A 14005-nucleotide genomic window follows, 5' to 3' on the forward strand; every position below is an offset into this window, starting at 1 on the left:
TGATGAAAAATATAAAGATTCAAGCGACATTGCTCGTATTTGCGTTAGTTTGCGCTACGGGTTGCACAAAACTCGAACAAGATTGGCACGACAAGGTAGTACCGGAGACCTTCTTCAAAAGTAAAAAAGACGTCGAAGCTGCACTATTCCGGCCATTTACACACGCGCGATGGTACATGGGCGAAGATCGCTGGGCCCTTCAGGAATACCCCGCAGATCAATTTGCGATTTCGACCAAGGGCAGACACTGGTACAATGGCGGTGAAAACGAACGCTTCCATTATCACCGGTGGACACCCGACGATGGATGGATTTGGGGAACGTGGCGAGGCACGTTGATGGGCGTTGCTTTAGCACTTGATACGAAGCAAGATCTCGAAAAAGTAGACTACGAAGCGTTGGCGCTTACTCCGGCTGACAAAGAAGCACACATCAACCAGCTCAATACACTCATCGCATTTTTCTTCATGCGCGGACTGGATTACTTTGGGGGTATGCCCCTCTTCGAATCGTTGGACATTGAGGCTCCACCCCGAAATACCGATCAGGAAACATTTGACCACGTTGAAAAACTACTCAAGGATGCGCTAGACAAAATACCAGCAAAAACCGCTGGTCAGAAAGAAGAGGGTGCGATCTCCAAGGCTGCTGTAGCTGCACTTTTAGCTCGGCTGTATTTTAACGCTGAGGCCTATACGGGCCAAGCGCGCTTTGGTGATGCGGCAATCCTTTGTCAAGAAATCATTGATCAAAAATATGGACCATATAGCTTGGATGCGACATGGTATGGACCCCATTCATTTAACAATGACACGTCACCAGAAATCATATGGTCCATCCCGTCTGAACTCAACTACCTCCAGTACGATTGGTTTTTTAATTTCTTCTACCATTACAATACGGTTAAGAATTTCGACACCGAAGGCAGCCCCTGGAACGGCACACACCTCACTCCATCTAAAAAGCCGGATGGATCGAGCTATCGCTCAGATTTTAAACTCGGCTCACCATTCGAGAAATTTGAAGACGCTGATTTAAGAAAGCGACAGTACAAATACCTCGGTGGTGATCGATACGAGGGAATGTTTATCGTGGGGGAACACCTAACACCTTCGGGCGAACCAATCCTCGGTGGCGAAGAATACAAAGACCTGCCGTTGACTTTCATTGATCAGGTAGCAAGATTTACAGAAGTCGGTCCAGGCAAGGAGTACGCATCCATCAGTGAATTACCTTCTACAATGTCTGAAGGCGAAGAAAACACGGGAATACGACTGGTCAAAGTTCCAATACCGAATAATGCAGACCGAAGCAGGCGCTGGGCGGCAGATAATCCCGTTATTCGCCTTGCAGAAATCTACTATATGCTCGCCGAATGCAAATTCAGAGCTGGAGACGGTGCGGGCGCTGCAAGCCTGATCAATGCCGTACGGGAACGCAACTTCGAAGAGACGGATCCTAATCCTGTGACCGCAGCCAACCTGGATGAATACCGCATGCTTGACGAATGGGGTATCGAGTTCTTGGGCGAAGGTCGACGAAGGACTGATTTGATACGTTGGAATAAGTTTACCACCGAAACGTGGTGGGATCATACCCCAACGTCTGATCACCTCAAGCGATTCCCTATTCCGACACAGGCTATATCTGGAAATAACAGCTTGGAACAAAACCCAGGATACGAATAACGCGTAACAATCAGTTATTCCCATGGTCAAACAACCATGAAACGATTACTTCAATTGGAACAGGCGGCCCTAATGGTCGCCTGTTACTTTGTCTCCCTCCATTTGGGGTACGCATGGTGGCTATTTTTCGTGCTGTTGCTACTGCCGGACATCAGTATGGTGGGCTATGCGATCGATAATAAGTGGGGTGCAGCACTTTACAATCTGTTTCACCATCAAGGCGTTGCAATAGCCGTAATCGGCATCGGCTGGTTTGTCAATCAGGAGTATGTGTTACTTGCTGGCATTATTTTATTGGGGCATAGCGCTATGGACCGCCTATTCGGCTACGGGTTGAAATATAATTCCGGCTTCCAGGACACCCATCTTGGCAAGATCGGCAAGAAACTCCATGAATAAGAAACTCAATTAATCGGTGTGGACGCAAAATAGGCCTTCAGGGCATTGATCTGTCTTTCATTCAATACCTGCCGAAGCTCGTCCGGCTGTGCGTCCCTTATCTTTTTCACAGACTTAAATAGTTTAAGCAACTTTTCTGCTGTAGTGCGACCGATTCCGGGTATGTTTTCCAGTTCCGTACGGAACGTCTTTAAGCTCCGTTGCTTACGGTGGAAGGTGATGCCAAACCGGTGGGCTTCATCACGCAGGTGCTGGATAATCTTTAGCGTTTCGGATTTCTTATCCAGATACATCGGATACTGATCGCCCGGATAATATAATTCTTCCAGTCGCTTGGCAATACCGATCACGGTGACCTGCTTATCGATGCCGAGCAGCTTCAGGCTCTTCAATGCCGAAGAAAGCTGGCCTTTGCCGCCATCAATGATGATGAGCTGTGGGAGTGTCTGCCCCTCATCCAGCAATCGCCGGTATCTCCTGTGCACAGCCTCCTCCATCGTGGCAAAGTCGTTGGGCCCCTCAACGGTCTTTACATTAAAGTGCCTGTAGTCTTTCTTGGATGGCCTGGCATCTTTGAATACTACGATGGCCGATACCGGATATTTGCCTTGGAAGTTGGAATTGTCAAAGCACTCGATATGGCGGGGCAGTACGTTCATCCGCAGGTCTTTTTGCATCTGGGCGAGGATACGCTCGGTTTTTAGCTCCGGATTGAGCTTCTCGTATTGATTAAGCCGCTCTTTCTTGAAATACAGCGCATTCTTGAGCGACAAGTCGAGCAGGTTTTTTTTCTCGCCTTGTTTAGGTATGGTAAATTTCAGGTTTCCGGCCTCGATATCGATGGCAAAGGGAACGATGAGTTCTTTGGAAGTACTATTGAAACGATTTCGGATTTCGGGGATAGCCAAGCTTAGCAACTCCGCATCGCTCTCGTCGAGCCGCTTCTTAAGTTCCACGGTCTGTGTTTGGATAATCACCCCGTTCATAACCTTGAGGTAATTGACGAACGCATGGCTTTGGTCGGATGCGATACTGAATACATCGACGTTGGTAATGGAGGAATTTACCACCGTCGATTTGCTTTGGTAGCGATCCAACAGGTCAAGTTTACCTTTCAGGTGATGCGCATACTCGAAGTTCAGTTCGGCCACGGCCTTATCCAATTGGTCTTTCAACCGCCGGATCACCACCCCGATCTTGCCATTGAGGATATCGCGGATATCCTTCAAGCTTTGTTCGTAATCTTCCTCGCTTTGGTACCCTTCGCAAGGCCCTTTGCAATTGCCGATCTGATATTCCAAACACACTTTAAATTTGCCTTTGGCGATGTTTTCCGGTGTCAGGGCAAGGTTGCAGGTACGCAAGGGGTACAGTTCGCGGATGGTATCCATGATCGCGTGCATCATGCCTACGGAGGCGTAAGGCCCGAAATACTTAGATCCATCCTTGATGTATTTCCGTGTGGGGAATACGCGTGGAAAACGCTCGTTCTTGATGACAATCCAGGGATAGGTCTTGTCATCCTTTAGCATGACGTTGTACCGCGGCTGGTGTTTTTTGATCAGGCTGTTTTCCAGTAACCACGCGTCGATTTCCGTATCAACGATGGTAAATGTAACGCGGTTGATTTTGCGCACCAGCACACGGGTCTTGCCATTGAGCTGGTTGGTCTTGACAAAATAGGAACTTACCCGGTTTTTGAGGTCCTTAGCCTTTCCGATATAGATCAGTTCGCCATCAGCATCCCAATACTGGTACACACCCGGCCGGTGCGGTATCTCTTCAAGTGTCTTTCGGTAATCGAATTTGGTCATTTCCAAATCAAAATCCTAGCCGATCATCCAGCTTTTCCGTTTCTACGCCGGGAAACGGATCATATTGACTGCAATCCAATTCGCGGGTGAGCCCCCCTGGCGGCAATGGGAAATCTTCTTTTGAATAATGCAGGGACGTATCCGCATAAACCTTCTGCATATATAATGCAAACACGGGCAAGGCAGCTTGGGCACCCTGTCCTTCAGCCATGGAAGCGAAACTAATGCCCCGGTCTTCGGCTCCGGTCCATACACCGCTTACCAATTCGGGCGTGATGCCAATGAACCACGCATCCGCGTTGTCATTGGTTGTACCGGTTTTGCCACCGATGGGATTGGTCAGATTGTAACGCCACCGTATCCGCCCACCAGACCCCTCACTTACCACCCGTTTGAGCATATCTACCATCACGTACGCACTCTCGCCATTCAGCACCTTGGTGACCCGCGGTGCCTTTTCATAGATGGGCATCCCATTTTTATCCTCGATACGGAGGATGTAGGTCGGTTCGATCCATACGCCGTGGTTTACAAATGCAGAATATGCTCCCACCATATCATATACCGAGGCCTCATAGGCACCCAATGCAATCGATGGGTATTCGGGCACATCGGATGTAATGCCCATCCGCTTGGTGAGTGCGGCTACAGGCGTCGCCCCTACCTCATTAATCATATAAGCTGTCGCGAAATTCTGGGAATTGGCCAATGCCTTGCGCAAGGTAATGGGACTACCAGCTTTGTTTTCACCGCGTGGTGTCCACGCATAAGCGCCGCTGCCTACGGTCAACGGCACATTCGGCACCTGAAAACATGGAGAATACCCATTGTCGATAGCTACGGCATAGGTAAACGGTTTGGCCGTAGATCCCACCTGCCGTGTACCGGTCTTTACCTGATCATATTTATAATGTTCGAAATTGATGCCCCCAACCCAAGCACGTACATAGCCTGTATGTGGCTCCATGGACATAAACGAATTCCGAAGAATCAGTTTATTATAACGGATAGAGTCCATGGGGGTCATGAGCGTATCTTTATTGCCTTCCCAAGTGAAGATGGTCATCGCTACGGGGGTATCGAATTCCTTTTTGATTTCGGCGTCGGATTTGCCGGCCTGCTTGAGCACCCGGTAGCGGTCTGAGCGCTTCATCCCCGTTTCCAGCAGTTTGGCCTTCTCACCACGGAACGGATCACGGCTTTTCCATTGCTTGTCAAAAGACGCCTGCACTGTCTTCATCCATTCCTGCTGGGCCTCTTCGGCATAAAGCTGCATCTTGGAGTTGATGGTTGTATAGATTCTTAGACCGTCCCTATCCAGATCCCAGGGGGTGCCATCGGCTTTTGTAATGGACATTTCACTGAATTCACGCTGGATTTCGCGTTTCATGACAGCCCTGAAATAAGGCGCAAGCCCCTCGCCGTAATTCGATATGCGCATGTCTAGCACGATCGGTTCCTTTTGGAGGCGTAATGACTCCTCGCGGGTCAAGAAATCAGCCTTACGCATGCTTTCGATAACCACGTTGCGGCGTACGATGGCATTTTGCGGATACCGAACAGGCGAATAAATCCCCGGGCCCTTGAGCATGCCGACCAACAAGGCCGCTTGCTTCACGTCCAACTTGTCGGGCGTGGTGTTGAAATACGTTCGAGCGGCCGATTTGATGCCATAGGTGTTGTAAGCACCGAAATCCACCGTATTGAAGTACATCGTAATAATCTCCTCCTTGGTATAATTGCGTTCTAAGCGTACGGCTGTGATCCATTCCTGGAATTTCTGGATAATGCGTTTGCCCGTACTCCGCGCGCGACCTTCCGAAAACAGGTTGAGGGCTAGCTGCTGGGTAATCGTGCTCGCACCCTGCCGATTGCCGATCAGGTTATGGAAAATAATCGTGAACGTACGCCGGTAGTCAATACCCGAGTGCCGGTAAAAACGCTTATCTTCGGTAGCGATGAGTGCCTGCACCAAATGGGGCGACAGTTGGTCATACCGTACATTGGAACGGTTTTGTACAAAGTAGGTACCCAAGACCACGCCATCATCTGAGATGACTTCCGAAGCTAAGTTGCTCTTCGGGTTTTCCAGATCGCGAAATGTCGGCAACTTACCAAAAAGCCCCATTCCCACACTGAAAATAAATAAAAACCCCAATAAGATAAGGCCGATCAGCAATTTCCAGAAATTGCGGGTATACCGGTTGATTTCTTCTTGGCTTAATGTATTTTTCTTCTTTTTCTGTTGCGCCATTTTCAATAATCCGTAATGCGTATGTTGTTTTTTGCTTTCTTATCCCTACTCCACTATCGCTGCTCCAGATAAATGGTTTGATAGTCGTCGATCTTATCAAAGTCAGATAACGTGCCAAAGTTGCTTTCCGTAATCACAAATGTATTATAGATGTCACCGGGGATCTTCATGATGTCAGGCAATAGTGGTAAAATACGTGTCTCGTAACCTTTGGCTTCCTCGTAGGTATTGAACGGACCGATGTAAACCAATTGGCTTTCCCCATCCACCCCTTTTAGCTGGTGGCTGATGGTATTCCCCGGATATCGTGTACGGTTGAATTGGCCAATGCCAAAGCGTGAAGGTGCCAGGTTGACCCGGTCGTTCATCACGTTGATTACAAAATAATAGGTAGCCGAGTCTGGCAGTAATTCCAAATCGCGGTATACATTGGGGCCCAGTTCACCGACCTCCGCAACCCCGGCCAACTGCTGTTGCGCCACGCCCTGTACACGGCCAAGGTTATTATTTCCACGGATACCGGTTTGCCCGGCGGTGGAAACCGCGAGCTCGCGACGCGGTCTCGGTCGCTCCGGTCCGCGGTTGATGACCAACTGCGGCCAGAGCGTCATGGTAGGCTCATCCACAAACCGATCCCGGTTTTCATCAATACCCTGCAAGGCGTATATCCGGGTGGTCAAGGTATCCCTGTTCGCTTCGATAAATGCCAGATGCTGGCTGGCCAGCGGTGTAATCAGACTGTCGTCCGGGAAATCCGAGACAAGTTGTCGCAAAGCGTTTTCGAACGTATCAAGTGTGGAAGTCCTGCCCCACGCCAATGCCCTTAGGTAAGCGAGCTGGCTCAAGGTCTGCTGCCTGCCCTGCTGCTTTCCCATCACGTCCGTAACAGCTGCAACCACCTCAGGATATTGCCGTTCTGTATATAAGGTGTATACATGTTCATATGCCCGATCCAATACCTGCTTTTGCTGTTCCAGTTTAGTCAGATAGGACGGGTCGCGGATGATGTGGCTGTAGAGGGCGTCAGGGAATTCATCCAACAGCTTTTCGCGGTAATACGCCGCTTTCGGCTCATCCACCCCCGTGTATAGCCGGTAGAGGTTATAGTACATCAACGCGGCATCCTTGGTGCCTGGGTACCGTTTTAGCAGTTCTTCGTAGGTGCTGGCCGCCGCTGGGTTGTCAAGCAATTCATCGCGGTAGCTATTTCCAATATGCGTCAACGCATCGTGTATACGGGTATGTGATGCCGCTAATTTCTCTTCGGTATCGGGCAAAGCGTTCAGGTAGGTGTCGCGTAGGTTAGCGGCCCACGTTGCGCTGTCTACTTTGGCCGTGTCGGGCAGTACAGCAGCCTCTTCCAGGGCAATCGCCGTGTTTCCGGTGTCAGCGCCGGAGGCCGCACCCACCATATCACTAAACCGCCAGTTGTCTCGCAGTTGCCGGTTGCCCCACCGCCGTCTGAACTCGGCTTCACCCATCCCCATCGCATCGGGATTGTTAAAGTAGAACCGGTTGTCGGTATAGGTCGCCGCTGGGCTGGCTATATCATCAAATGGCGACCGTCGTGCCGATTGCTGGCTCGTCTTCTTCGCCACCTCATCCTTGCTCGCCTGTACCTCTGCATAGGCGCGCGCAATGATACTATCGATTTCAGCTCCGCGCTGCGCCTCGCTAAGCCCAGCCAGGTATTGCAGCGTATCCTGGTGCGCCACTACGCGTAGTTGGGCGATGAGCTCATCCAGGTTGGCAATTTTACGTTGCACCACCCCCGCGTCAGGAAAATCAGCAGGCAGCGACATCCCCACGCTATCATAATACAGTTTCGCAGTCTGGTATTCAGCCGCAGCGAAATAATGATCGGCCAACTTCAAATAAGTCAGTGATGTCTGATAGGGATTATTGCTTTGCTGACGCAGGGCCAGCTCGTAGTTGGCCAACGCCTCGGGAACGTGTTCATCGGCATAATAGACCTCACCGATCTGGTAATGGATCTGGTCTTTAAATTCCTTGTTTTTTCCATCGCGGAGCATGCGGCTTAGCAGTCTTACACGGCTCTCGCCGTCAGCATTTTCTGCCGTTGCCAGAAACACGCGGTTTAGCCCCGCGTGGAATGACATCGCGTAAGGTACATTGCTGCGGATTACCTTGCTGTAATGCGCATACGCTTCTTCCGCACGGTCATGCCGTTGGAGTAGCTGGCCCAGCAGGAAATGCCAGCGTAATTTGGTGGGCTTATGCGCAGTATGTTCGATGGCCTGCTCCAACATCGTAATGGCCGATTCCTCATCGTGCGTAAGGAGGTAATATTTCGCTTGGGTAGCAAAGGCCAACCCTACCGATTTTTTTTCGGACTCCAGCCCCAGAAAAGCAGTATCCAATGCCAGGCCGGCCTCCGTAAGGTTATCGAGTTGCATCAGCGCACGCGCCTTCCAAATCATCGCAGCCTGCCGGTATTCCGGCATTTCCGCGAAGGTATTGGCCACATAAGTGAAAAATTCAACCGCATTGTAATAGTTCCCTTTCAGGTAATTGGCTCTACCAGTAAGTAAATACGCCTCATTAATGTATTTACTGTTGCTCTTCCTATTGATGATATCCAAAGCCTTTCCGATGACCGAGTCCATCAACGCCGTATTTGACGACTCCGTGGCATCCGTCGGTTCAATCAATACCGGGAGCAATTGCTGGTAATTATCTTGGTGCGCTGCGAAATTCTCGCGTGTTACATCCGCAATGATCTTTCGGCCATGATAGACGATATTGTACCTTGCGGTAATATTTTCCATCATATCATACGTTGTACCTTCCTCCTTTTGCTTATTTACAGCGCATGATGCGACCCCAAAACACATGAGGATCCCGATAGCGATACGCAGGAATGAAAGGGACGGTGGATGTGCCATAAAAATGAATATCTTTGCTGGGAATACACTTGCAAAAATATCATTTATTTTCAATTTTCCCCCTTTTAATCATACACACCCTTAGAACGGAGCTACATTGGCTAAGCATAAAAATAAACTTTCGAAGATACTCAACTCGCGATACAAAGTGGTTGTGCTCCACGAGGAAACCTTTGAGGAGAAAGCAGCTTTTCGAGGTAAATTATGGTATTGGATCACTGGCGCGGTTTCAGCAGCCATTGTGTTGGTGGCGCTCACGGTCGTACTCATCCGGGCTACCTCCTTACGCGAGTACGTTATTGGCTCATCACTAAGTGGATACGAACGGAGTGCATTATTGGAGGCCTATGCGCGCATTGACTCCATGGAGCAGGTCGCACAGGCCCATGATCGTTACCTCAATAACATCAGACAGGTCATTAGTGGCCAAGCAGGAGAAACACCGGAAGAAGCCAGCGATGAACAGGCAACGGGCAACGGGGCAGCGGCTACGCCTTCGGGCAATCTTGACGTTGGCTTATCCGAAGATGAGCTGGCCCTACGTGAATTGGTGGAGTCAGGAGCGCCATATGATCTACCCGAAAATCCAGGCAGTGCCCGCACCGGCATCTCATCCTATACATTTTACAGTCCGATCAAAGGCATTATAAGCTCCAGTTTCAGTGCCAAAGAACAACACTATGCCGTCGATATCGCCGTGAAGCAAAATGAACCGGTACGGGCAACGTTGAGCGGGCACGTGGTGTTTGCTTCCTATACCCCCGAAACCGGATATGTCGTCATCCTCCAGCACGGCAATAATTTACTATCACTTTATAAACATTGTGCGTCAATTATCAAAAAAGTTGGTAGTTTTGTTCGCGGTGGGGAGGTTATTGCCTTTGCGGGCGATACAGGAGAGCTGAGTACCGGTCCACACCTTCATTTCGAACTGTGGTACAATGGCAATCCGGTAAACCCCACCGACTACATCGCTTTTTGAAAAACCATAGTTACCCTAAGCAGTTTCATCATGTTTGCAAACAGAAAAATCGAAAAACTACAAGAGCAGCGAGGAAGCAATTTCAACCTCGTTGCCAATGGCACAGCAATCACCGGAGACATCACGACCTCCGGAGATCTACGCATCGATGGTCAAATTACCGGCAACGTATCTTGCACCGCAAAGCTGGTCATCGGAGAGGGCGGAGACATCACGGGCAATGTCAATTGCTATTCCGGTGAAATTTCGGGTACTGTCCGCGGACAGATCATTGCCAAGGAAGTGCTTCAGCTCAATCAATCGGCGTCGATACAAGGCGATATCGAGGCAACACGCTTCATCGTCGAAGATGGAGCCTCCATCAACGGTAGGTGCACAACCAGCAAAAGCTTGAGTTTGCCCGGTCACTTACCGGAGGTGAAACTGATTTCGTATGAAACACCCCAAGCGATTATCGAGTAAACCATTAGGCAAATACGCCTATTTCACGGGAGTTGGCTTTCAAATGCTTGCCATCATCGGTGTATTTACCTACATCGGGCACCGCATCGATCTATCGCGAGATGCGGATACGCCACTTTGGACGGCGTTATTTGCGCTTACGGGTGTCTGCATCAGCATCTATACGGTTATTCGATCTGTGCTGCGCAGGGGGAAGTGAAGTTGAATTTGGCCTGAAGTAATTCAAGTATATAGCCAGCAGGGTGACCATCGCGAAACTAATGGCGGTAACGGTATCAACCACGCCTGCATCGACTTCCATCCCAGTGAGTTTATCCAATTGGTATTTGACAAACGAATTGGGAAGGTGCTGTTCACCTAATTTGGTTTTCACCTGCCATTGCCAGTCCGTGATGGGGCAATAACCGATTCCGTACCATATCCCCAGCACTAACCAAGAGCTCGCGGTAAGTATTACACCATACAGATGCAGCCTACGGGTTGGTTTCCATATCCACCCCAGTAAGTTGAAGCCGATCATCAACAGATGGAGGATGGTAAAGAAAACATCCAGCAACTTTAACCAAGCCATACCCCAAAGTTACGGAATTTGCGCGTACTAGCTTTCGTTTAATCTTTTGCCTTGCCTCCAAGTGAAAATCGCCTCGAAATGGTGAAGCCCCACCTGAACTGTCCTTTCGTCCATGACGATGTGGTTTCAGGAATGTATTGCATTTCCTGGATGGCCGTGGCGTTGGTGAAATTGAGGTTGAATACGTGGCCACCTGTCTCAATTTCCAGTCCCACACCTAGTGGATTGTATAACGCGGTGATGGCATTCGCATACCTTTCTTTGCTTGCCGTTGATCGGAAAGGCAGAAAATAGTCCATCACCAGCGCCATACGCCTGCTTACCTTCAATCTTCCGCCTATCCCCAGGGCAAACAGGTTATCTTCGCCGTCGTAACTGGCCGTCGTGTTCCGCCGGATATAGGTGGGATGCAGCGCCAGTGAAAAATTCGATCCGAATTTCCGCGCGATGATCAGCTGACCCACCAGGTTAAGTCGATCGGAAAATTGCCGGTACGATGTGGCCTCGTCATCACTTTCCTGATCTGCCTGCACACCCGGGATGGTCAAACTCAGATAACCCGTTACCGAGAGCGGCATCTTATCATCAACCGTTTGTCGCAACAGCCTGTACTTCAAATTCGCCTCATACAATTGTGACACACGCGTTGCACCCTTTGCCCGTGCAATCCCTACATTCAGGTCGTCCGAAATTCCATATTCGAAGCCGATCTTGATATCGGTAGAATTGTCCAGTCCGAAGAAGTTCTTGGCACCGCCGTTGCTGCCGGCAATGTCTCCGAAGCGATGGTCGACCTTGAAATCCAGTTCGTGCTTGTGAATAGTTTCGATGGACTGGCTATTGATGATCCGTGTCGTTTTAAAGGTTGCTTCGACCGCTTCTCGTGCGTCGCGGGTGCTGTCACTGGCGAGGGCCTTTTCCAAATCGGTCTGTGCCGATAGCGAAGCGCATGCAATCAATAGGATTAGCGCAATAAGGAGATGACGTTTCGCAATTACTAAGATTTTCATAATGGGGAGAGATTATTGCTTTTGATAGGTCGATGTAATTTCAACGTCCACGATTTCCGCGATGTTCTTGACGACGATTCGCGGTATTTTGATGCCGTGATCGGCTACCTTCACGTTGAACTTGGCATGGGCGGCAATGAGCCCCCCTTTCACTTCAATGGTAGCATCGGTAGTATAGAACTTCTTCACGCCATGTATTTCCAGGTTTCCCGACACGGTCACCCGATAAGTACCATCCTGACTCCAGTCCAATGGCTCTTTTATCCTGCCGCCGAACGTCGCATACGGAAATTTGGCACTTTCCATATAGTTTTCGTTGAAGTGCTCCTGCATGAGTTGCTTTCTGAATTCGAATGATTTTATCGGCACTTTGAAAGCGATTTCACGCGTGTTTGTATCCAATGCGGAGGTTGCTTTTTGCGTGACCGCCGAGATATCTTCCAGAGGCGCTTCCGAAAAAAAAGAAATCCGGCTGGCCCTGTCGATCAAGATGTCCTGTGCTTTCGTAGGAAAGCACAGGAACATCACGAAAAACCAGACAAAAACCGTCTTCATTGTGGTCCACCTTTATCAATCCATGCTTTCAGCAATTCCCGTTCACGCGTGGATAAACTGCCGTTTTGTGGCATGAGCTTACGTACGATAACCATATCATTGACCCGCTCCAAGTTATCCTTTACGGAGGAGTATCCCGAGAAAACCCATTTCGTCGTACCCGGGCCTGTACCCGCATGGCAACTGCTGCATTTGGACTGCAGCAATGCGCCGATGAAATTGGCGTAAGTCACGTTTTCCGCCGTTACATCTCCGCCGGGGGTAGGTGGATCCGGCGTAGGGCCGTTGTCATCCTTTCCGCATCCTGCAATAACAAGCATCATCAGCAACAGCAATGACACTTTACCAAGTTGTTGTTTCATAGTCGCTTAACCAGTTGTTGTGATTAGTTGTGTTTGAGCAATACCCCGTTACCTTATGGGGCAACCGCTTCCGGTGAGTCGGCATTCAGCACCGGCCAAATACCAAGCGCTGGAAAATCTATCCCCTTGGTTTCGCCCCGCGCGGCGTCCTGACCGAAGTAATAGAGTGGCCATCCTTTATAAGTCAGCTGCATTCTCCCATGCACGGTTATCTCAGCAAAATCTTCAGCAGATAGCGTCGATGGCACCGCTTGAATAGCCGATTCATAGATCGGCCATACGCCGTTGTTGCTGAAATCGGGGTTCGTGAATTTGTTGGTATCGTACCGATCATTAACAAAGCCGTACAATGTTCGGCCATAGGCATCCACCAGGTACTGCGTCTGCCCTTCACCGGGCATCAGATCAGCCGTATAGTGTGTGCCATCCCCGCCAACCAATTGGTTGCTTACCAATAGCACGGAATAGTCGGGTTTGGCCACAAACCAATTCCCACCCACGCCATCACCCTCCACAGCTCCCGAAGCTTGATCGTTGGAATAGTAATACAGCGGCCACCCCTTATAGGTAGTCTGTTTCGAGCCATTGGCCAGCGTAATGGTGCCGATATCTTCGGCATCGATACCCATACTGGCGGCGGCATTGCTGCTATAATAGCTGGGCCACAGCGAAACACAGTTGCCAGCACACGCCGACGTACCGTTCGCGTCACGGGCGAAAACGTAAAGCGTCATGCCTACGCTATCGGTCAGCACCTGACCGAATGTGGCATGGTTCTGTACCTGGATACCTTTGCGGGGTTCAGGAGCATCGGGGTCATTTTTACACCCCTGAATGGACAATGCGGTTACCACGATGGCAAGCATCACCCACCGATTGGAATAGTTAGTTTCCATAACAATACGTTTGATGATTCATTTTTTTGATTCCTTACAATTCGGGATACGGAGGCAATCGGTAAAAGGTTGCCACCGTGATCCCCTGAAAAAATATTTTTTTTTG

Annotated in this window: 13 protein-coding genes; 5 read left to right on the forward strand and 8 right to left on the reverse strand. The window is 49.7% G+C overall.

Translation table 11 applies throughout. From position 1 onward, the window contains the following. Positions 1-2: 2 nt before the first annotated feature. Positions 3-1688, forward strand: a complete 1686-nt coding sequence (locus IEV98_RS01365; protein WP_188504144.1) for a RagB/SusD family nutrient uptake outer membrane protein — start codon at positions 3-5, stop codon at positions 1686-1688. A 36-nt stretch (positions 1689-1724) separates the two neighbouring features. Continuing rightward, on the forward strand, positions 1725-2087 hold the full coding sequence (locus IEV98_RS01370) for a DUF4260 domain-containing protein (RefSeq protein WP_188504145.1): 363 nt from the start codon (positions 1725-1727) through the stop codon (positions 2085-2087). Between the two features lie 5 nt (positions 2088-2092). Here the strand turns inward: IEV98_RS01370 and uvrC are convergent, their stop codons facing one another. From uvrC to porW, 3 genes are read right to left on the reverse strand one after another with little or no spacing between them, the layout of a single operon-like run. Next, positions 2093-3901: an excinuclease ABC subunit UvrC gene (gene uvrC, locus IEV98_RS01375; RefSeq protein ID WP_188504146.1), complete on the reverse strand. Its 1809-nt coding sequence runs from the start codon at positions 3899-3901 to the stop codon at positions 2093-2095. Between the two features lie 7 nt (positions 3902-3908). Next, positions 3909-6155, reverse strand: coding sequence for a transglycosylase domain-containing protein (locus IEV98_RS01380; RefSeq protein ID WP_188504147.1), 2247 nt, complete (start codon positions 6153-6155; stop codon positions 3909-3911). Between the two features lie 53 nt (positions 6156-6208). Beyond that, the gene (gene porW / locus IEV98_RS01385; protein WP_188504148.1) at positions 6209-9061 is read right to left on the reverse strand and encodes a type IX secretion system periplasmic lipoprotein PorW/SprE; all 2853 of its coding nucleotides are present in this window, start codon (positions 9059-9061) and stop codon (positions 6209-6211) included. A gap of 97 nt (positions 9062-9158) precedes the next feature. Between porW and IEV98_RS01390 the strand changes: the two genes are divergently transcribed. From IEV98_RS01390 to IEV98_RS01400, 3 genes are read left to right on the forward strand one after another with little or no spacing between them, the layout of a single operon-like run. After that, positions 9159-10043 (forward strand): M23 family metallopeptidase, encoded by an 885-nt coding sequence (locus IEV98_RS01390; RefSeq protein WP_188504149.1) that lies wholly within the window; start codon positions 9159-9161, stop codon positions 10041-10043. Between the two features lie 30 nt (positions 10044-10073). After that, positions 10074-10505: a bactofilin family protein gene (locus IEV98_RS01395; RefSeq protein ID WP_188504150.1), complete on the forward strand. Its 432-nt coding sequence runs from the start codon at positions 10074-10076 to the stop codon at positions 10503-10505. Positions 10506-10548: 43 nt separating this feature from the next. Further along, complete coding sequence (locus IEV98_RS01400; protein WP_229738704.1) at positions 10549-10704, forward strand: AtpZ/AtpI family protein; 156 nt, start codon at positions 10549-10551, stop codon at positions 10702-10704. On the opposite strand, the gene IEV98_RS01405 is transcribed toward IEV98_RS01400, so the two are convergent. The 5 genes from IEV98_RS01405 to IEV98_RS01425 are packed head-to-tail and all read right to left on the reverse strand — an operon-like array spanning position 10633 to position 13899. Further along, entirely contained in the window at positions 10633-11076 is a 444-nt protein-coding gene (locus tag IEV98_RS01405) for a DUF2784 domain-containing protein (protein ID WP_188504152.1), read from the reverse strand. The genes IEV98_RS01400 and IEV98_RS01405 overlap by 72 nt on opposite strands. A 38-nt stretch (positions 11077-11114) precedes the next feature. Next, positions 11115-12086, reverse strand: coding sequence for a DUF5777 family beta-barrel protein (locus IEV98_RS01410; RefSeq protein WP_188504153.1), 972 nt, complete (start codon positions 12084-12086; stop codon positions 11115-11117). A 12-nt stretch (positions 12087-12098) separates the two neighbouring features. Further along, a complete protein-coding gene (locus tag IEV98_RS01415; RefSeq protein WP_188504154.1) occupies positions 12099-12641 on the reverse strand; it encodes a YceI family protein in 543 nt (180 codons plus the stop codon). After that, entirely contained in the window at positions 12638-13003 is a 366-nt protein-coding gene (locus IEV98_RS01420) for a hypothetical protein (RefSeq protein WP_188504155.1), read from the reverse strand. Before IEV98_RS01420 ends, IEV98_RS01415 begins: the two co-directional genes overlap by 4 nt. 53 nt (positions 13004-13056) lie before the next feature. Next, on the reverse strand, positions 13057-13899 hold the full coding sequence (locus tag IEV98_RS01425) for a hypothetical protein (protein WP_188504156.1): 843 nt from the start codon (positions 13897-13899) through the stop codon (positions 13057-13059). Between the last annotated feature and the right edge of the window lie 106 nt (positions 13900-14005).

This window comes from Parapedobacter pyrenivorans, assembly GCF_014636865.1.
Lineage (GTDB): Bacteria > Bacteroidota > Bacteroidia > Sphingobacteriales > Sphingobacteriaceae > Parapedobacter > Parapedobacter pyrenivorans.